Here is a 20,741-nt window from a genome sequence, read left to right as displayed (position 1 = left end):
CACCGCGAGCTCAGCGCGCCGGTTGCTCGCACTTGCACCGGTCCGCGGTTCGCACCGCCCGCATGACGTCGTCGATGTGCTGCCCGCAGCCTTCCCAGGTGGTTTTGGAACAGACTCGGCAGGTGACGGGGTAGCACACGGGATGTCTCCTCGGGGATGGCTTGCAGGATGCTCGATCATACCCACCTGGGTATATCTTCAAGATCAACTCGCCCTGTCGCCGGGGTCGATTCATAGCAGGGTGCACCGTCTTTCAGACCGCTCACGCGCGGCGAATTCTGATGCGGTCTACCGATCCGGAGAGTTCGAGCCGCCGCAGCAGTACGGGATTGTCCGTGGCCTGACTTTCGTGACACGCGATGGCCTCGGATTGCACCTTCCGGTCCACGTCGACGTCAACGGCACCCTCGCCATCGAGCCCGGCGAACTCGGTGCCCAACTCGGCATTCAGTGAATCCGCGACCGTGGGGGCGACACCCCACTCGACCACGTTCAGACCCTGATCCGCCGCAACGCGGAACGCGGCCGCTGTAGCGGCACGATGATCCGGATGCCCGGTGACCCCATTGACCTCGAATACCACCAGAGTCGCCGCTGCACCGAGCACATCGAGCACCGCCGCGTCCAGGATCGCCGGATCGACCTCGTTCAGACCACCGTCGGGATGGTCGAGGAGAACGACATCGCGGACGCCCAACAGGTCGGCTGCCGCGACCAGTTCGCCACGCCGCACCTGGGCGAGGTCTACCGCCGCGCCGAGCGTGCTGGCCTCACCGCGGGTCAGGCACAGCACGCGCACCTCAGCGCCCTCGGACGCGAGCGACGCAAGAATCGCCCCGAGGCCGAAGCTCTCATCATCGGGATGCGCTACGACCGCGAGAACCGGCCCCCTGGAGGCCACCTCCCGCAGCCTCAGGTTGCCGGTCGTGCCATCCACCCCGAACTCCCTTCACTCGCCACAATCCCAGTGTCGCGCACCCGGCCTCACGGCACGACGAACTACCGGATTGTCGACAACCGAGTTGCCGCCATCGGCAGGGATCCGCATCGGCAGACCCGCATCGGCAGGGTGCGACTAGACCCGTTCGCGCAGCCGCGCTACGACCCGAGACGCGTGCTCGGCGATGACGTCGTGGCCGGACTTCTCCGCGAATGTCGACAGGCCCTCCCAGCGCGCGAGGAGGGCGTCGGCGCGCGGCGCGGACAGTTGGTGCTCGCGGACGGCGGCGATCCGCGTGTAGTCCTCGGGCAGGAACAGGGCCGTGCTCAGCCACACCCAGGCCAGTTGGGCGTCGAGTACCCGTTCGGTGAGGAAATCGTCGTCCGCGAGCGTCGGCCACATGCCCACGACCTCTGCGCGCCACGCCTCCGTCATCGCGCGGGCACGCTCGTATGACAGGTCGATGCTGCACAGGCAGGCCGGAAACGAGACCAGTGCGAACGCGAGATCCAGTGTCGCGTCTCGGAAGCCGCCCCACTCGTAGTCCAGGAACCGGACACCCTCGTCGTTGACGATGATGTTGTCAGGGCACAGGTCCGATGGGCTGAAGGCCCGGAATCGGCCGCCGCCGAAGAGCTTCGAGGCACGGGCCGCGATATCGAGTACGTCCGTCGGCACCTCGACCCCGAGGTGCTCGGCGAGCAGCGTGGGAACCGCCTCGAGCGATACCACCGCCTGCTCGACGAGCATGTCGCCGTGGTGCGCGACCTCCGCCCGACGCAACAGGGCCGTGAAGTCCTCCTCCCGGCCGACAGTCGCGGCGTGCATCCGGCCCAGGGCCTGTGCCATCGCCATCAGCGAGTTCGTCACGGTATCGGGATCTGCGTTCTTGAGTAGCGACGCGAACGGCGTGGAGTCGCCGAGATCCCCGAGCACGAGGAGTCGAGCTTCCAAGTCGTGGGCCAGCAACGCCGCTCCGGGGCGAGTCTCGGTCGCCAGCGCGGTCGCGAACTGGTACGAGACGGCCTCCCGGAGAAAGGCGACTTCGCCGGCCGAGTGCTCCGGGAACTCCATCTCGATACGCCGGGAGGGCCCGACCTGGTGCGGTGTCTCCAACAACTGCTTGATCACGAGCGTCCGCGGAAGCGAGAACGGGTTCTCGGCCACGCGGACACGAAGGACGACAGTCCGGCCGCTACCACCAAGGTCAACTGGGTCGACAAGTCGTACCGGTGCGCCGGTACGACGGGTGAGCAACTTCTCTGCTGCGGCAACAACCTCGGAGAGGGGTTCCGCCAATATCGCGGTCATCGGACACCAACCTACCTGGCCCAGACGCCCGAAGTCGGGCATTCAAGACTGTCGATGCGGCACCGGACGTCCTCAACTGGGAAAACCAAAGGTTGCAGCTCGGTCACGGCCGGTGCCCGAGTATTACAACAGTAAAACTACACACACACTCGCGCACAAGCGACCGCGAAAGGCCCGTCGGCGTCCTACTCGGCGTTCACCACTCGCGGCTCCGGTTTGACGTCGATGCCGGACTCCTTGCGCTGCAATTCGGTGATGGGCGCGGGAGCATCCGTCAGCGGGTCCATGCCGCCGCCGGACTTCGGGAACGCGATGACCTCACGGATCGAGTCGAGGCCCGCCAGCAGCGCCGCGATGCGGTCCCAGCCGAACGCGATACCTCCGTGCGGGGGCGCCCCGAACGCGAAGGCGTCGAGCAGGAACCCGAACTTCTCCTCGGCCTCGTCGTGCGAGATACCCATCACCTTGAAGACGCGTTCCTGGACGTCCTTGCGGTGAATACGGATGCTGCCGCCGCCGATCTCGTTGCCGTTGCAGACGATGTCGTAGGCGTAGGCGAGCGCGGAGCCGGGATCGGTGTCGAACGTGTCCATCGACTCCGGCTTGGGTGAGGTGAAGGCGTGGTGGACCGCAGTCCACGCGCTGTAGCCGAGGGCGACATCGCCTGCGGCGGTTGCCTCATCGGTGGGCTCGAACAGCGGTGCGTCGACGACCCACACGAACGCCCAGGCATCGGGGTCGATGAGGTTCTGCTTGCGGGCGATCTCACCGCGCGCGGCACCGAGCAGCGCCCGGGACGTCTTGGCGGCTCCGGCGGCGAAGAAGATGCAGTCGCCGGGGTTCGCGCCGACATGCGCAGCCAGGCCTTCGCGTTCGGCGTCGGTAAGGTTCTTCGCGACCGGCCCCCCCAGGGTGCCGTCCTCGTTCACCAACACGTACGCGAGCCCCTTCGAGCCGCGTTGCTTGGCCCACTCCTGCCACGCGTCGAGTTGCTTGCGCGGCTGGCTCGCGCCCCCGGGCATGACGACGGCCCCGACGTACGGCGCCTGGAAGACGCGGAAGGTGGTGTCCTTGAAGTATTCGGTGCACTCGACGAGCTCGACACCGAACCGCAGGTCCGGCTTGTCCGTGCCGAAGCGTCGCATGGCCTCGGCGTACGTCATGCGCGGGATCGGGGTGGTGATCTCGTGGCCGACGAGCCTCCACACTGCGTGCAGGATCTCTTCGGCCAGCAGGATGACGTCCTCCTGCGTCACGAAGCTCATCTCGATGTCGAGCTGAGTGAACTCGGGTTGGCGGTCCGCACGGAAGTCCTCGTCTCGATAGCACCGTGCGATCTGGTAGTAGCGTTCGATGCCACCGACCATGAGCAACTGCTTGAACAGCTGCGGGCTCTGCGGCAGCGCGTAGAAGCTGCCGGGCTGCAGACGAGAAGGAACCAGGAAGTCGCGTGCACCCTCGGGAGTGGAGCGGGTCAGTGTGGGTGTCTCGACCTCGATGAACTCATGGTGCGCGAGCACCGCGCGGGCCGCTGCGTTGATCTTGGAGCGCAGGCGGATCGCGTGACCCGGACCCTCACGGCGCAGATCCAGGTAGCGGTACTTGAGACGAGCTTCCTCGCCGACCTGGTCGTCGAGTTGGAACGGCAACGGGTCGCTCTCGTTGATCACCTCGAGTTCGACCGCGTTGACCTCGACCGCACCGGTCGGGATCTCGAAGTTCTGGTTGCCCTCGGGGCGAACCTCGACGACGCCGGTCACCTTGACGCAGTACTCGGCGCGAAGACGGTGCGCCTGCTCGAGCACGTCACCTGCACGGAAGACCGCCTGCGACACACCCGACGCATCGCGGAGATCGATGAAGATCACCCCGCCGTGGTCACGCCGCCGGGCCACCCAACCGGTGAGGGTGACGGTCTGCTCAGCATGCTCGGGTCGTAGCGAACCGGCCAGATGAGTGCGCAGCACGGGATTCCTTTCACAAGCTTCCGGCACAAGTTTCTGTCGGGTGCGATCCTACGGAGGCACCTCGCTTGATCGGAAACCTGTGCCCGGATTGCAGGAATTCAGTAACGCCCAGCCTGGACGGTTTCGGGTGGCTGCTACCGCCCTCCCCTGCACTGAGCCGGGCCGCGACGCTTAGCCTGTTCAGGTTCCGGTTCCGACGACAGGGCTGTCAACACCCAAGGGAGGCCACCTGTGGCGACCGTCCACCGCGACCGCGCCCTCGAAGCACCCAACGAGGTGGCCCTGCGGGACAGCAGCGTCGAGATGTCGTGGACCGACGTCGACAGCATCGTGAATCGGGTTGCGAATGCGCTGCGGGAATTGGACCTCGGCCCCCACCGACGGGTCGCGGTGTTCGCACGCAACTCGGCGGAGACGATCCTCGCGCACGTGGGAATCATCTTCGCCGGCTGCTCCCCGGTGCCGGCAAGCTTTCATCTGACGGCACCTGAGCTCGCGTACATCCTCGAGAACTCGGGCGCCGCGGCCCTGTTCGTCGGTCCGGAGAACGCCGCCGTCGGCGCGCAGGCGGCGCAACTGGCCGGGGTGCCGCTCGTGGTCGGCTGGCGCGGCGAGGCCGACGGGGTCATCGCGTGGGACGAGTGGCTCGACGCCGCCTCCGCGGACGACCCGCCGTCCGACGCCCCTGCTCTGCCGTTCCTGTGCTACACGTCCGGCACAACAGGAACCCCCAAGGGCGTCAACGCACTTGCGGGCAGCCCCTCTCCCGGTTCGACGGTGGACGAGTACGTGCGCTCGATGCGTGCACTACCCCTCGCGCAGTGGCCGGGGCATCTCGTGGTCGGCCCGCTCCACCACACCGGCCCTCTCGCCGGTGTGCGCCTCCTCGCGTGCGCGATGCCAGTCACCGTGCTCGAGAGATTCGACGCCGAGACGGTGCTCGCGACGATCGATCGGTACCGCATCACGACGTCGCTGATGGTGCCGACACACTTCCGCCGCCTGCTGTCGCTGCCCGACGACGCGCGCGCCCGCTACGACGTCGGGTCACTGCAGCTGGTCACACACACCGGCGCGGCGTGCCCACATAACGTCAAACGAGCGATGATCGACTGGTTCGGACCGGTGCTGTTCGATTCGTACGGGGGCAGCGAAACCGGCCCACTGTGCGGGATCTCGACCGCCGAGTGGCTGCGGCGACCCGGCAGCGTCGGGAGGGTACGGGCGCCGTTCGTACGCGCGGTCGCCGTGGACGCCGACGGGAACGAACTACCGACAGGTGCCGAGGGGAGGCTGGCGTTCGAGGAACGAGACGGCCGATCGGTCACCTACCTGGGCGCCGCACAGAAAACCTCCGAGGCGCTGATACGCCCAGGGATGTTCACACTCGGAGACATCGGATACGTCGACGACGACGGTTTCGTGTTCATCACCGACCGTGAGACCGACATGATCATCTCGGGCGGTGTGAACATCTATCCCGCCGAGATCGAGAAGGTCCTCGTCACCCACCCCGACGTTGCCGACGTCGCGGTGATCGGTGTGCCCGATGAGGACATGGGCGAGTCGGTTGTGGCGCTGGTGGTGCCGCACCGACAGATCCCGACAGTGGCCGACCTGGTCGGGCATTGCCGCACCGCATTGGCTGGTTACAAGGTGCCACGAACGATCGAGTTCCGGGACGATCTGGGACGCAACGCCATGGGCAAGCTCGTCAAGAGGAGCCTGCGGGCAACGTACCGGCAGCCACGGGTTCGAGGGTGACACCGCCGGTTGAGATCCCGGAGGCGCACGGTCAGTCGTCCGGATCGGGCTCCGGCTGCGGATCCGCCTGCCGCTCCTGAACGAGTTCGTAACGGCGACCGTACGTCTCGACGAGCGACTGGATCACCGCGACCACCGGTACCGACACCAGCGCACCGATCGCCCCGAACAGCGACGCGCCGACGATCACCGACCCGAACGCGACCGCGGGGTGGATAGACACTGTGCGGGACGTGATGCGCGGATGCAGGACATAGTTCTCGATCTGCTGGTAGGCCGTTCCGAACAGCACCACCCACACACCTTCGATCGGGTCCGCCGCCGCGGCGATGAGAGCAGGTAACGCGATGGCGAGGTAGGTCCCGAGGGTGGGAACGAACTGGGAGACGACACCTGTCCAGATCGCGAGGGGTAGCCAGTAAGGGACCCCGATCACCATGAGGAACAGCCCCGTCGCAATGGCGCTGACCGCGGCGAGGATGAGCCGGGACACCACGTATCCACCGGCCTTCTCTACGGAAATCTCCCAGACGGTCGCAATGATCCGCTGTTGCCGTGCAGGGAACCAGCTCGAAATCGTGCGTCGGAGCTGCGGCCCTTGGGCGGACATGTAAAAGACGAACAACACCAACGCCAGCGCCTGGAACACGACCCCGACCACGGAAGACACCACACCCAGGACGCTGGGCGCGTACCTGTCCGCGAGCTCGCGGATGTTCTCGGGTGTCAGCGTGATGAGGTCCTCGGTACTGAAGTCGGTGCCGAAGGTGCGGTTGGCCCATTCGGTTGCGCGGGTGAGCGCGTCCGGCAGTGTGCCGAGCAACTGCGCGAGCTGCTCGGCGAGCAAGGTGCCGAAGAGCGCGACGAACCCGATCCCGAACGCGAAGAACCCGAACAGAACCAGGCCGGTACCCGCGCCCCGCCGCAACCCCGCACGTTCGAGCCGGTCCACCACCGGCTCGATGGTCACACTGGCGAGCCACGCAAGAAACAATGTGCCGAGAAACCCGCGGATGTTGACGAACAGCCAGCCTGCCATCTGGTAGGCGGCGACCGCGAGGAGAACGTAAACGATTGCCACTCGAAGCCAACGCAGATTCGTGCTTCGGGTCTCGGCGTCGATCGACGTGGGCGCACCCGAGTCGGCCGTAGAGTCCTCCCCAGCCATCGCATCCTCCGCCCGCGATCGTTCGAGTTCTACCGCGGAACCTACCGCGCGAACGCCGTTCGGTGCGTCAGTGCGGCGACAGTCAGAAAAGTGTCGGCACCGGTTCATTCTCGACGGGGCGCCGTTCGGCCCGCTCCGCCGAGTCCTCAGGCTCGGATCGTCCCCCCAGCCGGTAGTTCTCGACCATCGGTTGCACGCGCGCCCGCAACCAGGCCTTGTACTCAGGTGTGACGTAGGCGCCTCGCCCATACAGCCGGCGATATCGGCGAACCAGTGCCGGGTGCTCCGATTCGAGCCAGCTGAGGAACCAGCCGCGGGTACTGCCGCGCAGGTGTAGTGGGAAGATCGCTACTCCGGTCGCTCCGGCCTCAGAGATCGCGGACAGGAGTCCATCGAGGTGCTCCGTCGAGTCGGTCAGGTACGGGAGCACCGGCGCAACCATGACGTTGCATGGCAGCCCCGCATCAGTGATCGCGCGGATCAGTTCCAGACGCGCCCGGGGAGACGGGGTACCTGGCTCGATCGCCATCTGCAGGTCGTGGTCGTGGATTGCCAGCGACACGCCTATGCCCACGCGGACCTGCTCCGACACCTGCTTCAACAGCGGCAAATCTCGTTGCAGCAAAGTCCCTTTCGTCAGGATCGAGAATGGGGTGCGTGATTCCGCGAGCGCCCCGATGATCGCCGGCATCAACCGGTAGCGGCCCTCGGCCCGCTGGTACGGATCGGTGTTGGTGCCGAGCGCGACGTGCTCACGCTTCCACGATCGTCGGGCCAGTTCCTTCCGCAGGACCGCCGCGACATTCATCTTCACCACGATCTGGGTGTCGAAGTCCCGTCCGGAGTCCAGGTCCAGGTACTCGTGGGTCGGCCTCGCGAAACAGTACCGACACGCGTGTGTGCAACCGCGAAAGGTGTTGATGGTGTACCGAAACGGCAGCGCCGAACCCTCCGGCACCTTGTTGAGTGCACTCTTGCACAGGACCTCGTGGAACGTGATGCCGTCGAACTCCGGAGTCCGGACACTGCGCATCAACCCAGCCCGCTCCAGCCCCGGGAGCGCGTCGTCGTTTGCGCCGAGCGTCTGCCCCTGCCACCTCATGATCCAAGTCGAACACACGTTCGACTTTCGTGTCAACCGAGGTCACGAGTCGCCTCCGCTGTCATGAGTTCGGCCGGATCGGAAGATCGAGCTACCAGCGAACCGAGTTCTGTGCCGATTGCCGATTGTCGTCAGTCGACTGAGGTGCCGTCCGGCATGGTGGCGTTGGTGAGATCGGCCCCGTCTAGGACAGCCTTGACGATGTTCGCCCCGGTCAAATTGGCTTTCCCCAGGTAGGCGCTGATCAGGATGGCGCCGGTCAGGTCGGCGTCTCCGAGATATGCGCCGGTCATGTACGCGCCGGAGAGGTCCGCTCCAGCGAGGTCCGCGTACCCGAGGAATGTTGACGTCAGATACGCCAAAGTCAGGTCAGCATCCCGCAGACAGGCCCGCGTGAGGTACGCGCCGGTCAGGTTGGCATCGTGAGCGATCACGCCGGAGAGGTCGGCTCTTGCCAGGTCGGCGCCGACGAGCTCCACCGAGGTCAGGTTGGCGCCTTCGAGGCTGGCATCCGTGAGATCGGCTCCCGACAGGTCAGCGCCAGTGAGGTCCGCGCCCGCCAGGTTCGCCCCCGCCAGGTTCGCTCCAGCCAAGTCGGCGTCGACGAGATTGGTACTCCCCGAGTCATTTGGCGTCCGAAGGGAATTCCAGGCGGCAACGTCAGAGAAGATCAGGTCGAGAGAATCCGTGCGTGCTGTCGATGCCATCGAACCCCCCGGGTAGGACGAACACTGCCGGCTGTTCACTACCTGCCAAAGCAGTTGCCGCGATGAACGCCAAGTTGACGCCGTCAACCTAGCAGCAGCTTGTTGACGGCGTCAACCTCCCCCTATTCTGCTGAGATGAACGAACAGACCGGGGACACACGCCGTGCTCTGATCTCAGCAGCGAGCGATCTCCTGGCACAGGGCGGACCGGCTCACGTCACACTGCGAGCAGTCGGCGCAGCCGCCAGCGTGTCTCGAACCGCGCCGTACCGCCACTTCCGAGACAAGGCCGATCTCCTCAGTACGGTGGCCGCTGAGAACCTGGTCTTTCTGAGGGCTGAGATGCAGCGTGCAGCAGCGAACCCCGCGACAGCCACCACAGCCACCACCCCGCTGTTCCGCGCCTGCCTTGCCTACGTGCGCGTCGCGTGGGGGTACCCGAACCACTATCGACTCGAGTTCGGAGGCGACTTCGCGTTCAAGCCGAGTCGGGTGTTGGAAGCGGCCGCAAGCGACTTCAACAGGTACTTCCATGAACTCGTCGTCGAGGCGCAACAGAGCAACACCCTCGTCGCCGACGATGCCCGAGACGTCGGTCCACTGCTCTGGGTCTTGCTCCACGGACTAGCGATGTCCAACCATCTGGTCGCAGACCGCGCGTGTGATTCCGGCACGGGCTATGCGGCCGAAGATTTGCCGCGTGTTCTTGCTCTGGCCCTGCGAAACCTTTGCCCACGCTGAGTCTCGACCTGCCGGCATCGACAGCAGTCCGGCTCAGCCACTACCGGAATGTCTGCTACCGGTGTGTCACGACAGCGCGAAATGCACTGTAGTGCAGCACTACTGACCAATCGCCCGTTCGAGACAAAAAGGATTCACGACGCTGTCCGGTTCGGCGAGCACCGAACGGGGATCCGGTCCGCTACGGCCAGAACAACTCCCACACCGAGACGGCGGGCGGCGATCTCGGTGCACGACTGCTCGGTGTGGGACTGCTCGGTGTGGACCGTACGTGCGATTCAGAACATGAACACTCCGCGCGTGGCCAGCCACAGAATGGGGTTGACCTTCATGCCGCCGGGAAGATCGACCTCGAAGTGCAGGTGCGGCCCCGTCGAGTTGCCACGGCTGCCGACGTTGGCGATGCGCTGGCCGGCGAAAACCCGCTGCCCGACAGAGACGAGGTTGGCGTCCTGGTGGCCGTAGGTAGTGATGGTGCCGTCGTCGTGCCGGATGCGGATCCACAGACCGAAGCCCGAGGCCGGACCGGAATCGATGACGGTGCCGTTGGCGGCGGCGAGGATCGGTGCACCCATCGGTGCCGCGATATCGATCCCCCTGTGCGCGCCACCGAAGTGCTGGGAGATCGGGCCGGAAGCCGGACGTGCCACGCCACCGAGACTGCCCAGACTGCCCAGACTGCCCAGACTGCTCAGTCCCGCATCCGAACCGGACCTGAGGCTCTGCAGTGCTCCCGCAACGTTATCCAAGGCCGCCGCTGCGGTGTCCAGGTATTGCGCAATTTCTCCCAACCCGATCGGCAAGGCAGGTTGCGCCGACGCCGTCGGGCCCGAGACGACTGCGAGCCCCGCCGTCAACCCAGCCGCCGCAAGGACTCCCGCGATCGACCGCTGACACCGTGATCGCTGTTTCGTACTACCCATCCCCACATCCCCTCTCGAACCTCGGATCAAAATCCGTTCCCGATCGGTGGCAGCACAGGACGACGAGCTGTATCCGAAGAAGACCTGGCGCAATCTGTTATCGCCGCAAGAGAACCGCCTCCCCGGCTGGTATCTGCACCCGCCGGGCGGACCGGATGGGTGTCGAACGCATCGCGCGGGTCAAACTCTCGGTAGACGGTGCCCCCGCGCACCAGTCCTGGCTGTGTCCGTGCGAACGGTAACACCGTCCAAGGCCCTCAGCGACCGGTTGGTACTGAATATGGGCACATCGGTACCATTCGCCCGGTTATCGGATCCTCGGCGGCGTAGTTGCCACCTGATACGCCGACACCCGGGAACCCACACGACCAGATTCCGCCCGCGCCACACGCCGTGGCGCTCCTGTGCCGTCAAACATTCCTGCAAGGATGGGGACATGACGGTGACGGGTGTTGGCCGACCGCGACTGTCGACGCGCAGACGGCCTGGAGCGACCGCGCGCGAAGAAATCCTGGACGCCGCGGCCGAACTGTTCACAACGCGGGGGTTTACCGGCACCTCCACCCGGATGATCGCCGACGCCGTCGGTATCCGGCAGGCATCGATGTACCACCACTTCGCCACCAAGGACGACATCCTCGCAACGCTTCTGCTCGGCACCGTGGCGGGACCCGTCGAGCGCGCCGAGCAGATCCGGCTCAACTGCGAGGACCCGATTGTCCGCATGTACGCCCTCGCGCTGTTCGACACCAGCCAACTCGCGGCGGCGCGCTGGAACCTCGGTGCCCTGTATCTGCTGCCGGAGGTTTCCACCGAACGCTTCGCAGACTTCCGAAGGCTGCGCAACGAACTCATGGTTCGTTATTCCTCGTTCGCCCTCGACGCGCTGCGAGCGAACGGGGGGAGCGACTGTGGGCCAGGTACTCCCGAGTTGCCGTTCCGACTGGTCGAGGCAATGATCGGCGCGCGCTCGGACGCGAACAGTCGCGCCCGCACGTTCGTGCTCACACCGCACACAATCGCCGCAGCGTCCTTGCGTACCCTCGGATGGTCCGGCCCGACCGAGTCGATCGCCCACAGCGCGGTCGCTCTGCTCGATCGGCTGGCCGAGAGTCATCCACAGCCCTCCCCGTGAGGTGCGAGCGCCCACCAGGTATTGGTTAGAGTGTGCTCAGATTCGGTCACCCGAATTCAACTACCTGGGGGGTCATCTTGAACGGATTCTCGGCCGCGCCCGATGAGATTCGCGCGTACGGCAGCATCGCGGCGGGAGCCGCCGCTCACATCGCAGCGACGGAAGGGTTGGAAGTCGCCGCCAACGTCGCGGCACTGACGCCGGTGTTCGGGGTGATCGGCGCCGACTTCCTCGCCACGTACGCCACGACACAGGCGACCCATGCGGGATCGGTTGCCGCACTCGCGCACTCGTATGCCGGGACCGGATCGGTCGCGCACGCGATCGCCGCCGCGTACGACGCTGCGGACCAGAACACCAGCACCGTGCTCGGCGCCGCACAAACTGCTCTGGGAGAGAACGCATGACCGTGCCGGACGCTCATTCGCCGGAGGGCGACCAGCCGACGGTGCTGGACTTGCTGCAGGGTTCGCCGGTCGGGCCGATCCTCGACATGCCGGTCCCAAGCACCCCGATGGAGGCGCTCGAGGCGTCCCCGCTCGGGCCAGTGCTGGATACGCCGTTCACCGACATCGCGGCCAACGCCTTGCCACCGCTTCCGACGCTGCCGCCACTTCCGACGCTGCCACCGCTGCCACCGCTGCCCGGAATCGATCAGCTGCTCGAGCCGATCTCCAACCTCGCGGGTGCGTTCGGCACCGGCGCGATCGGAAGTCTCGATCCGACGGCTCTGCTGAACCAGTCGTCCTCGATCATCGACACCGCCCTGTCGATGGGCATCTCCGGGTTGCGCGCCCTCGACAGCGCCTGGGACGGCCCGGCCGCCGCCGCCGCGCAGTCGCAGGGGCAGCAGGTCCAGGCTGCCGGCGAGGAACTGAGTCGACGCGGCAACGAGATCGCCGCGGTCACCCGAGAAGCGGTGAGCACCGTGTCCCGTGGCAACGCCGAACTTGTCGCCGTCGTCGAGTCGTTCATCGCGACGGTCGCCGCCGCCGGACCGGTGGTCCTGACACCTCCCGGTCAGACGATGATCATCGCGGCCGCGGCCGATCACTTGCAGCGCGCCCTGTCCGTGGTGGCAAAGACCAGGGGCGAACTCGCCCAGCATCAGACCGCAATGGCAACGCTGGGTACGCCGATACCGGTGCCCGCCCCACCGACGCCGGCGCCAGGATTGACGAGCGGCGCGGGCCCTTCACCGATCGCGATTGCAAACTCCCTACTCGAGGCTGCCCGCACGCCGGTCGATTCGACCCCGGCCGGCCTGCCCGCACAGACCGTTGCGGCCGGTGTCACGACAGCTGCCGGTGCAGATCTGTCGCCGTCCATGTCCGCGAACGCCGGTGGCTCCGTCGAGCGTGGCGCCTCGGCAGCCCAGCTGTCGGCGGGAGGGCCCGCAGCGGGGACGCCAGGCCGGCCAGCCACGCCCGCAGCAGGACTCGGAACACCGAGCACGGTCTCGGGCGCTCCGACCAGCTCCGGGATGATGCCACCGGCCGCTCGACCCGGCTACGACGACACCGTCGATCGCAGCGCCGCGAAGGTCCTACTGGACGGCGCACCGAACCACGCCGTCGTCGGCGACCTGCCGCTCGTGACTCCCGCTGTCATCGGTGGGATCGACCCGGACGACGTGGACTTCGACGACCTGCGCTGAGAGCGTCTCGGAGTCCCGATACCCATTGCGGGTGGTACGTCACACCTGAACGAGTTTCGCGAGTTCGCTTCGGTGGCTGAGCGAGAGCTTCTCGCACGCGCGGTATATGTGTCCCTCGACCGTTCGCACCGACAGAACCAGCCGGCGGGCAATGTCCTTGTTCGACAGTCCCCGACCCACCAGCACAGCGATCTCGCGTTCACGATCGGTCAGCGGAAGCGGGCGGGCGGCCTTCGCGAGAGCCGGAGTGGTGGCACCATCGCAGCGGGAAGCGAGCCAGTGCGCCCTCGCTGCCGCAGTCAGTTCGCCCCGGCGATCGTTCGACCGGGAGTACGCGGTCGCGGCCTGGGCATAGGTGTCCGCGGCCGCGATGAGCGCTCCAACCCGCTCGAACTCGGCCGCCAGTGCGTCGAGGACCGGGCCGTCGGCCTTCATCAGCGCCCGCGCCCGCGCACTCGCAACTCTCGCGAACGGCCCGTCGACGAGTTCCGCGAGGTCGGCGAGCCGGTCGGTGGTCGAGTAGTCACCGAACGTGGTCGCGACGTCGAGCGCGATGGCCTCGACCGCGAACTGACCGGACGCTGCGGCCAGGTCGGCACCTCGACGGGCCGCATGTGCCGCCGCGGACACCTCTCCCGAGGCCCCCGCCACCCACGCACGAGCGATATCGACAAGTGGATCGAAGAATGCCAGTTCCGGTCCTGAATGCCGTTCCGCGATCGCCAGAGCCGTAGCGGCGTCGTCGGGCCGGCCCTGCGCCGCACGGACCTGACACAGACTGACCGCCCCGAGCAACACCCACTCCGACCGCGTCTCGCGGTCCAGGACGGCCAACGCCTCCGTCAAGTGGGCGGCGGCGTCGTCGAGGCGGCCAGACATCAACTCCACGATCCCGGACGCCACGTCGGCCAGCGCCGCGCTGTTGGGTTGCCCTGCGGCGAGGTCGCGGTAGCGGGCCGCGGTGTCCTGTGCCGCGGCGAGCCGTCCCACGAGCGTGAGGGCCTGCACTTCGAAGTATCCGATGTGGAAGCGCAGCAGGCCGTCGCCGTGCGAGATCGCCTCCCAAGCTGAGGCGGCGAGCGCGCCTACCTCGAAGCCTCGTCCGGACACGGTGAGCGCGGCGACACCAGCGAATACGGCACTCGACCGGGCCCACGGGTGCGCCTCGGGCGCGGCCCCGACCTCCCGCGCGAGAGCGATGGCCCCGTCGAGGCGGCGGTCATACAGGTGCAGGACGGCGTCGAGAGCGACTACCGACACCCGCAGCACCGGATCAGTGATCCGTCCACGTTGACGTTCGAACAACGCGACGGCGTCACGGGGGCGCCCCGCCTCCAGATAGAGGTTGGCCACTCGAGTCAGTAACCACCGTGCGACGTCGTACTCGCTCAGGTCGTCCGGGTCGACCGCGGCGAACACCGTCTCGGCCTCGACACCCATCCCCTGCCACATCAGGGCCCGCCCCAGTGCGAACGAGGCATCGAACCCCGCACCGAGCCGGACCGCGGCAGCGGCCAAGCGGGCACCCTGCTCGAGGCTGCACATCGCGATGGCGTCCTCGGCGCCCCGGACCAACAGTTCGCAATCGGGTTCGACATCCGATTCCATCGCCAACTCGGCGATCCGCATCGACGTCACGACACCGGGGTCGGGCGACACCCGCAGCACCTCGACGAGACGTCGCTTGATGCGCTGGGAGGCGAGCACCCCGGTACGGTCACGGATCACCTCGCCGAACAGCGGGTGCGCGAGCCGCACGACGTGGGAGTGACCCACGTCGCGCACCCGCACGAGGTCCATCCGCTCGGCCTCCTCGATGGACCGGCGACTGACCAGTTCGCTGAGTACCTCGAGCTCGAGCGGCTCACAGAACGCGAGATAGTCGACGACGTCGAGTGCATCCTGCGGTGTGCGCGCGAAACGGGACTCGAGCAACGACGCGAGCGCGGGCGAGATGCCGGGTCTACCCCGCAGCTGCCACACTCCACCGGACTTGCGAAGCGTTCCACCGTCGAGGGCGCTCTCGACGAGATGGCGCAGGAAGAGAGGATTTCCCTCCGACTCCTCCCAGATCGCGTCGGCGCTGAACCTTTCGACCGGTGCCCCGAGCACCGAGGCCAGCTCCTCGTCCATCTCCTCTCGCGTGAACGGCTGCACCACGAACGGAGCGAGCAGGCCGTCTTTCCAGAGCGCCTCGATGGCCCCCGGCACTGCCGCTCCGCTGCGGACCGTCACGACCAGCCGCGCATCGCGGCCGACTGCCAACTGGTGGACCAGGCCCGCGGAGAACTCATCGAGCAGGTGGGCATCGTCGACCCCGACGATGCCGACACCGCCGTCGGGAGCGAGACCGTCCTCGGCGAGGACATCACGGACCGCGCGCAGTGCGACGACCGGGTCACGAGACGTCGTGCGTGCGAGGTGCGGCGCAAAGGCACCGAGGGGAATGTTCTGCGTCGATTCGGTCCCGACTATCCAGCGTGCGTCACCGGTCAGCGAGCCGACCAGTTCGCGAGCCATGGTCGTCTTCCCGACTCCTGCGGAACCAACCAACACCACCCCGCAGGACGTACCGTCGCGGAGCAGTTCCTCTGCGTCCCGAAAAGCGGCTCTGCGATCCAGGACGGGCCAGAGACCGACCATGCTTCGAAGATAATCCTCTGCGGCGACAGTGCGAAGTGATCGACCGAACACGCAACCAGGGAGTTACCGCGCGGTCAGTCTGTGTCAGTCGGCGAGCGAGGCCACTTCTTGATCGGTGAGCGTGGTCTGCGGGGTACGTCCCGCATCGCGGATCAGCGCAACCGCCCGGTACAGCGGCCGTTCCTCGAGGGCCGCCCCCCTGGCCTCGGCTCGCAACTGCTCGATCAGCACCGAAGCAGCCGCCGCCGCCGGCACAAGATCACTGGCCGAGAGAGCGTCGGCGAGCTTGCGTAACCCCAGCACGTCGAGCTCACGTCCCCCACCGGCGGCGTACAGCGCCAGCGGCACGGTCTGAGTGGCCCGGCCGTCGCCCATGCGGATCGCTACCTGGCTGACTCGCGCCGATCGAACAACGAACTCGACGGACACCACCCGCGCCACGTGCACGCGACGGTGACGCACTCCGTTGGAGGCATGGAGTACGGTTCCGTCCAGCCAGATCCGACGGCGTGTCGCCAGCAATGCCGACACCGACGTGGGCAGAGCAATCACCAGGCCGACCGCGAGAGCAACCGGTGCGGAAGCGAAGGCCGCGACGGCTCCGCCCACCACCACACCGATCAGGATCGCGACCAGCGCGACCCGCCGCATGCGCGGCGCGATCATCGACGCCGGGATGAGGTCGAGGGAGTACTCCTCCCGGCCTCCGGCATTAGACCCCGGCAAGTCAGGCCCCGGCAAGGAGTCGGCCCGTCTGCTCGACGACGTCCTCCATCGGCACCGAGACCTGCTCGCCGGTTGCGAGGTTCTTCAGGCCGATGGTGCCGGCCTCGAGATCCTGGTCGCCGAGCACGAGCGCGAAGCGTGCACCCGACCGATCGGCGGCCTTCATCGAGCCCTTGATGCCCCGAACGCCGTAGACCATGTCGACCCGGATCCCGGCTGTCCGCAACTCTTGCGCGATCGTCACCATCCGTGCCTTGGCGGCGTCGCCGAGCGGCACGCCGAACACCTCGCAACGCGCGGGAGTTCCCGCGGACTTGCCTTCGGCCGCGAGCGCCAGGACCGTACGGTCCACCCCGAGGCCGAAACCGATACCCGACAGTGGCTGACCCCCTAGTTGGGCCATCAGGCCGTCGTACCGTCCGCCTCCCCCGATACCGGACTGGGCGCCCAGTCCGTCGTGCACGAACTCGAACGTGGTCTTGGTGTAGTAATCCAGACCCCGGACCATGCGCGGGTTGATCGCATAGGGGACCCCGAGCGCATCGAGGTGCGCGAGCACCTGGTCGAAGTGTGCCTTCGCGCTCTCGGACAAGTGGTCCAGCATCAGAGGCGCGTCCGCCGTCATCTCCCGGATGTCCTTGCGCTTGTCGTCGAGCACACGCAACGGATTGATCTCGGCGCGACGACGAGTTGCCTCGTCGAGATCAAGCCGCAACAAGAATTCCTGCAGCCGCTCCCGGTACTGCGGGCGGCACGTGTCGTCCCCGAGTGAGGTGATCTCGAGACGGAACCCCTCGAGCCCGAGCCCGCGGAAACCGGCATCGGCGATCGCTATCACCTCGGCGTCGAGCGCCGGGTCGTCAACACCGATTGCCTCCACACCCACCTGCTGCAGCTGGCGGTATCGGCCCGCCTGGGGGCGCTCGTAGCGGAAGAAAGGTCCGGCGTAGCTCAACTTCACCGGCAGCTGGCCGCGGTCGAGTCCGTGCTCGATCACGGCCCGCATCACGCCAGCGGTGCCCTCGGGACGGAGCGTCACTGAGCGGTCGCCGCGGTCGGCGAACGTGTACATCTCCTTCGAGACGACGTCGGTCGACTCACCGACACCGCGGGCGAACAGGCCCGTGTCCTCGAAGATCGGTAGCTCGATGTGTCCGTAGCCGGCCAGTCCGGCAGCGCGGATGAGCCCGTCGCGAACCGCGACGAACTCTGCAGACTGCGGTGGGACGTAGTCCGGAACGCCTTTCGGGGCCGAGAAGGTGCTGGCGCCTGGCTTACTCACTGGCTCAGTTTTCCTTACTGGGAGGTGGTCAGTCCAACGAGGAACGGATTGGCGGCACGCTCCTGGCCGATCGAACTCGCGCCGCCGTGTCCGGGCAGGATCGCGGTCGCGTCGTCGAGCACGAGCAGCTTCCGTGCGATAGACCGCAGCAGTTGCTCGTGGTTGCCACCGGGCAGGTCGCTACGGCCGATCGACCCCTGAAACAGCGTGTCGCCGGTGAGCGCGATCTGCAGCGGACCGTCCTCGGTGGTGATCTCGGTTCGAAACACCACGGAACCCTGCGTGTGGCCTGGCGTGTGGTCGAGGACGAAATCGATACCGGCCGTGGAGAACTCGTCACCGTCGGCCAGGTCGATCACCTCGGCCGGCTCACGAAACTCGATTCCGGCGATGAACTGGCCCATCGTCGGACCGATGCCACGACCCGGGTCGGTGAGCATGTAGCGGTCCTCAGGATGGATGTAGGCCGGGATCCCGTAGCGCTCACACACCGGTGCCACCGACCAGGTGTGGTCGAGGTGACCGTGCGTGAGCAGAACTGCCTTGGGTTCGAGCTCCGACTGGGACAGGAACTGCGCCAGCGGCTCGACAGCGTCCTGCCCGGGATCGACGACGACACACTCCTTTGCGTCGTCATGCGCAAGGATGTAGCAGTTGGTCTGGAACATCCCGGCCGGGAATCCGGTGACGAGCACTGTGTCAACTCCTAGGGTACGGGTCGATCTCGGGACCGAAAACGAATCGAATACAGACTAGGCGTTTGCCCCTCCAGCATCCTCTCAGGTTGGAGTGGCAGACTTTGTCCGGCTCATGGACAGTGGTGGACGCCACGCGTCCGGCCGCGCGACATCACGGAAACAGACCGAACCAGACGTACGGGAGGACGACTGTAGTGCCGAGCAATCAGCAGCGCCGAGAGGCGGCGAAACGGAAGCTGGAACGCCAACTCGAACGGCGCGCCGCACACGCACGCAAGCGCAAGCAGTTGGCGATCGTCGGGTCCATCGTCGGCGTCATCGTCGTCGTCGCGGCCGGGGCGGTCGCCGTGCTGCTCTCGGAGCAGGACAAGGGTGACGCGAACACCACCGCCGGCGAGGCGCAGACTGCTCCCGGGCTTCCGACTGCGCGTGCCGAGGCACTGCCGGACCTCGTCAACTGCACATACACGCCGACCGGTGACGCCGCCAAACCGAACACGCCACCGCGCAGCGAAGGCATCGACACCACCGTCAGCACCGTCAGCGCGAGTATGGAGACCTCGCAGGGCAACATCGGACTGACCCTCGACAACGCCGAATCGCCTTGCACCGTCAACAGCTTCGTGAGCCTGGCGCAGCAGGGGTACTTCGACGACACCGAGTGCCATCGACTCACCACCAGCGATTCCCTGAAGGTTCTCCAGTGCGGCGACCCCACTGGATCCGGCATGGGCGGACCGGGCTACCAGTTCGCCAACGAGTTCCCCACCGACCAGTACGCCGTCGACGACGCCAACGCACAGATGCCCGCGACGTACCCGCGGGGCACGGTCGCGATGGCCAACGCGGGCCCCGGCACCAACGGCAGTCAGTTCTTCCTCGTCTACGGCGATTCGATGCTGCCGCCGCAGTACACGGTGTTCGGCACCGTCGACGACACCGGACTCGCCACGCTCGACAAGATCGCGGCCGCCGGGGACGACGCATCGAATTCGGCCGGCGACGGCAAGCCCAACTTGCCCGTCGAGATCACGAGCGTGAGGCTGGACTGATGAAGCGCACAGCACTCGTAGCGGCCGGACTCGGCGTCGCCCTCGCGCTGACCGCCTGCTCGAACAACAATTCCGACTCGTCCGAGGCCGAGAGTTCGCCGACCACGTCGAGCATGTGGACGACCCCCGCGGCACCGTCTGTCGACATGTCGCGGTTCGGATCACTGCCCGCCATACCGACGCCCACCGCCCCGTCGGTGGATTGCAGTTACGACACTGCAGGCCCGGCCGCGAAGCCGGTGGAGCCGCCGAACACCAGCGGGGTCTCCGACGAGGGCACCGTCTCCGTCGCGTTTACCACGAACGAGGGCCCGATCGGGCTTACGCTCAACCGCGCGGCCGCGCCCTGCACCGTCAACAGTTTCGTCAGCCTCACCGAGCAGGGATACTTCGACGACACGCCCTGCCACCGTCTGTCCGCCGAACCTCCACTGCAGATCCTCCAGTGCGGGGACCCGTCCGGCACGGGTACCGGCGGACCCGGATATGCCTACGCCAACGAGTATCCGACCAACCTCTACTCGCCGACGGACCCGGCTGCCCAGCAACCGCTGGTGTACCCACGCGGAACCATCGCGATGGCCAACGCCGGCCCGAACACCAACGGTAGCCAGTTCTTCCTCGTCTACGCCGATTCCGTGCTGCAGCCCCAGTACACGGTGTTCGGCACGATCTCGGAAGAGGGCCTCGCCACGATCGAGAAGATCGCCGAAGCCGGCGACGACGGCTCCATGGGCGCCAACGGCGGCGCGCCCAATACACCGGTGACCATCGAGACCGCGTCCGTCGGCTGACCCAGGGTCCCTCTGAAGGGGTCGTCCCTCGTACGCTCTCCGCGTTCGAGGGACCCCTTCAGCCGTGCCAGGGACGCCGAGGGCTGAGCCGTGCTGGCCCGATTGCTTGGCTCTACGGTGGTAGTGACCGT

The 20,741-nt window shown here is 66.8% G+C and carries 18 protein-coding genes; 7 read left to right on the top strand and 11 right to left on the bottom strand.

Translation table 11 applies throughout. The annotated features are described in order from the left end of the window. Nucleotides 1-262: 262 nt before the first annotated feature. The 3 genes from EGT50_RS05950 to aspS all read right to left on the bottom strand — a co-directional run bounded on the left by EGT50_RS05950 (nucleotide 263) and on the right by aspS (nucleotide 4,218). Entirely contained in the window at nucleotides 263-937 is a 675-nt protein-coding gene (locus EGT50_RS05950; protein ID WP_127951661.1) for a PIG-L deacetylase family protein, read from the bottom strand. Between the two features lie 138 nt (nucleotides 938-1,075). Then, nucleotides 1,076-2,251 carry a kinase gene (locus EGT50_RS05945; protein ID WP_127951660.1) on the bottom strand — a complete coding sequence of 392 codons (1,176 nt, stop codon included), beginning with the start codon at nucleotides 2,249-2,251 and terminating at the stop codon, nucleotides 1,076-1,078. Between the two features lie 185 nt (nucleotides 2,252-2,436). Beyond that, complete coding sequence (aspS, locus tag EGT50_RS05940; RefSeq protein ID WP_127951659.1) at nucleotides 2,437-4,218, bottom strand: aspartate--tRNA ligase; 1,782 nt, start codon at nucleotides 4,216-4,218, stop codon at nucleotides 2,437-2,439. 231 nt (nucleotides 4,219-4,449) lie between these two features. Between aspS and EGT50_RS05935 the strand changes: the two genes are divergently transcribed. Then, nucleotides 4,450-5,982 carry an AMP-binding protein gene (locus tag EGT50_RS05935; protein WP_127951658.1) on the top strand — a complete coding sequence of 511 codons (1,533 nt, stop codon included), beginning with the start codon at nucleotides 4,450-4,452 and terminating at the stop codon, nucleotides 5,980-5,982. A gap of 31 nt (nucleotides 5,983-6,013) precedes the next feature. On the opposite strand, the gene EGT50_RS05930 is transcribed toward EGT50_RS05935, so the two are convergent. From EGT50_RS05930 to EGT50_RS05920, 3 genes are all read right to left on the bottom strand, one after another. Beyond that, nucleotides 6,014-7,150: an AI-2E family transporter gene (locus EGT50_RS05930; RefSeq protein ID WP_127951657.1), complete on the bottom strand. Its 1,137-nt coding sequence runs from the start codon at nucleotides 7,148-7,150 to the stop codon at nucleotides 6,014-6,016. A gap of 82 nt (nucleotides 7,151-7,232) precedes the next feature. Further along, entirely contained in the window at nucleotides 7,233-8,252 is a 1,020-nt protein-coding gene (locus EGT50_RS05925) for an Rv2578c family radical SAM protein (protein ID WP_127951656.1), read from the bottom strand. Nucleotides 8,253-8,383: 131 nt separating this feature from the next. After that, entirely contained in the window at nucleotides 8,384-8,959 is a 576-nt protein-coding gene (locus tag EGT50_RS05920) for a pentapeptide repeat-containing protein (RefSeq protein WP_127951655.1), read from the bottom strand. A gap of 135 nt (nucleotides 8,960-9,094) precedes the next feature. Between EGT50_RS05920 and EGT50_RS05915 the strand changes: the two genes are divergently transcribed. Then, complete coding sequence (locus EGT50_RS05915; RefSeq protein ID WP_127951654.1) at nucleotides 9,095-9,700, top strand: TetR/AcrR family transcriptional regulator; 606 nt, start codon at nucleotides 9,095-9,097, stop codon at nucleotides 9,698-9,700. 278 nt (nucleotides 9,701-9,978) lie between these two features. Here EGT50_RS05915 and EGT50_RS05910 read toward each other — a convergent pair whose 3' ends face one another. Continuing rightward, entirely contained in the window at nucleotides 9,979-10,623 is a 645-nt protein-coding gene (locus EGT50_RS05910) for a M23 family metallopeptidase (protein ID WP_127951653.1), read from the bottom strand. Between the two features lie 436 nt (nucleotides 10,624-11,059). Here EGT50_RS05910 and EGT50_RS05905 point away from each other — a divergent pair, with 436 nt between their 5' ends. The 3 genes from EGT50_RS05905 (at nucleotide 11,060) to EGT50_RS05895 (ending at nucleotide 13,415) form a co-directional block, all read left to right on the top strand. After that, nucleotides 11,060-11,758 (top strand): TetR/AcrR family transcriptional regulator, encoded by a 699-nt coding sequence (locus EGT50_RS05905; RefSeq protein WP_127951652.1) that lies wholly within the window; start codon nucleotides 11,060-11,062, stop codon nucleotides 11,756-11,758. 77 nt (nucleotides 11,759-11,835) lie between these two features. Continuing rightward, the gene (locus tag EGT50_RS05900) at nucleotides 11,836-12,165 is read left to right on the top strand and encodes an ESX-1 secretion-associated protein (RefSeq protein ID WP_127951651.1); all 330 of its coding nucleotides are present in this window, start codon (nucleotides 11,836-11,838) and stop codon (nucleotides 12,163-12,165) included. After that, on the top strand, nucleotides 12,162-13,415 hold the full coding sequence (locus tag EGT50_RS05895; RefSeq protein WP_127951650.1) for a hypothetical protein: 1,254 nt from the start codon (nucleotides 12,162-12,164) through the stop codon (nucleotides 13,413-13,415). The genes EGT50_RS05900 and EGT50_RS05895 overlap by 4 nt, the downstream gene beginning before the upstream one ends. 39 nt (nucleotides 13,416-13,454) lie before the next feature. On the opposite strand, the gene EGT50_RS05890 is transcribed toward EGT50_RS05895, so the two are convergent. The 4 genes from EGT50_RS05890 to EGT50_RS05875 all read right to left on the bottom strand — a co-directional run bounded on the left by EGT50_RS05890 (nucleotide 13,455) and on the right by EGT50_RS05875 (nucleotide 18,761). Further along, nucleotides 13,455-15,935, bottom strand: a complete 2,481-nt coding sequence (locus EGT50_RS05890; protein ID WP_235870601.1) for a helix-turn-helix transcriptional regulator — start codon at nucleotides 15,933-15,935, stop codon at nucleotides 13,455-13,457. Nucleotides 15,936-16,142: 207 nt separating this feature from the next. Beyond that, nucleotides 16,143-16,724 carry a hypothetical protein gene (locus tag EGT50_RS05885; RefSeq protein ID WP_127952214.1) on the bottom strand — a complete coding sequence of 194 codons (582 nt, stop codon included), beginning with the start codon at nucleotides 16,722-16,724 and terminating at the stop codon, nucleotides 16,143-16,145. A gap of 61 nt (nucleotides 16,725-16,785) precedes the next feature. Beyond that, a complete protein-coding gene (gene hisS / locus EGT50_RS05880) occupies nucleotides 16,786-18,066 on the bottom strand; it encodes a histidine--tRNA ligase (RefSeq protein WP_127951648.1) in 1,281 nt (426 codons plus the stop codon). A gap of 14 nt (nucleotides 18,067-18,080) precedes the next feature. Further along, a complete protein-coding gene (locus EGT50_RS05875) occupies nucleotides 18,081-18,761 on the bottom strand; it encodes an MBL fold metallo-hydrolase (RefSeq protein ID WP_127951647.1) in 681 nt (226 codons plus the stop codon). A 197-nt stretch (nucleotides 18,762-18,958) separates the two neighbouring features. Between EGT50_RS05875 and EGT50_RS05870 the strand changes: the two genes are divergently transcribed. Then, entirely contained in the window at nucleotides 18,959-19,816 is an 858-nt protein-coding gene (locus EGT50_RS05870; RefSeq protein ID WP_127951646.1) for a peptidylprolyl isomerase, read from the top strand. Next, the gene (locus EGT50_RS05865) at nucleotides 19,816-20,610 is read left to right on the top strand and encodes a peptidylprolyl isomerase (RefSeq protein WP_127951645.1); all 795 of its coding nucleotides are present in this window, start codon (nucleotides 19,816-19,818) and stop codon (nucleotides 20,608-20,610) included. The genes EGT50_RS05870 and EGT50_RS05865 overlap by 1 nt, the downstream gene beginning before the upstream one ends. The last annotated feature ends 131 nt before the right edge of the window (nucleotides 20,611-20,741 follow it).

The organism is Rhodococcus xishaensis, from assembly GCF_004011825.1.
Classification (GTDB): Bacteria; Actinomycetota; Actinomycetes; order Mycobacteriales; family Mycobacteriaceae; genus Prescottella; species Prescottella xishaensis.
This window is presented reverse-complemented; position numbering and strand designations above follow the sequence as displayed.